Source organism: Sphingomonas sp., assembly GCF_040398505.1.
In the GTDB taxonomy this organism is placed as follows: domain Bacteria; phylum Pseudomonadota; class Alphaproteobacteria; order Sphingomonadales; family Sphingomonadaceae; genus Sphingomonas.
In genome coordinates this window covers 16,909-18,136 of the sequence record NZ_JBBATX010000053.1, presented here as the reverse complement: position 1 = coordinate 18,136, position 1,228 = coordinate 16,909, and the positions used below count along the sequence as shown (strand labels likewise).

Annotated in this window: 1 protein-coding gene; it reads left to right on the top strand. The window is 64.2% G+C overall.

Features of this window, described 5'->3' with window-relative positions; translation table 11 throughout:
• A partial coding sequence (locus ABWP09_RS08420) for a carboxyl transferase domain-containing protein (RefSeq protein WP_353204698.1) occupies positions 1-1,221 on the top strand: 1,221 nt, incomplete at its 5' end.
• Positions 1,222-1,228 lie beyond the last annotated feature (7 nt).

Genomic DNA, 1,228 nt, shown 5'->3' with positions numbered 1-1,228 from the left:
CTCCGCGCGCAGGAGATTGCCGAGGCGAACCACTTGCCCTGCATCTACCTCGTCGACAGCGGCGGCGCGAACTTGCCGCACCAGGCCGAGGTCTTCCCCGACCGCGACCATTTCGGGCGGATCTTCTTCAATCAGGCGAATATGAGCGCCAAGGGCATCCCGCAAATCGCGTGCGTGATGGGGTCGTGTACTGCGGGCGGAGCCTATGTTCCGGCCATGTCCGACGAGACGATCATCGTGCGCGGGCAGGGGACGATCTTCCTCGCCGGGCCGCCGCTGGTGAAGGCGGCGACGGGCGAGGTGATTTCGGCCGAGGAACTGGGCGGGGCGGATACGCACGGGCGCAAATCGGGCGTGGTCGATCATGTCGCGGAGAATGACGAACATGCGCTGACGATCGTGCGCGATATCGTTTCGATGTTGCAACCGCAGGTGCAGGCGAGCGTGAACCTCAAGGATCCGCGCCCGCCGAAATTCGACGCCGAGGAACTGTACGGGGTGGTGCCGAGCGACGTGCGCGCGCCGTATGACGTGCACGAGATCATCGCGCGGCTGGTCGATGGGTCGGAGTTCCACGAGTTCAAGGCGCTCTACGGGACTTCGCTTGTGTGCGGGTTTGCGCATATCTGGGGCATTCCGGTCGCGATCCTCGCCAATAACGGCGTGCTGTTTTCGGAGAGTGCGCAGAAGGGTGCGCATTTCATCGAACTGGCGTGCCAGCGGCGCATTCCGTTGCTGTTCCTGCAGAACATTTCGGGTTTCATGGTCGGTGGCCGCTATGAGGCGGAGGGGATCGCCAAGCATGGCGCGAAGCTCGTCACGGCGGTGGCGACCGCGAGCGTGCCCAAGATCACCGTGCTGATCGGCGGCAGCTTTGGTGCTGGCAATTACGGCATGTGCGGGCGGGCTTACTCGCCGCGGTTTCTGTTCTCCTGGCCCAACAGCCGCATCTCGGTGATGGGCGGGGAACAGGCGGCAAGCGTGCTGGCGACGGTTCACCGTGATGCGGAGTCTTGGACTGAAGAGCAGGCCGAGTTCTTCAAGGCCCCGATTCGCCAGAAATATGAGGATGAGGGCAATCCGTGGTACGCGACGGCGCGATTGTGGGATGATGGCATCATCGACCCGGCGCAGACGCGCGACGTGCTCGGGCTGGCGTTTGCGGCGACGCTCAATGCGCCGATCGCGGAGCGGCCGAGCTTCGGGGTGTTCCGGATGTGAGGCGAAC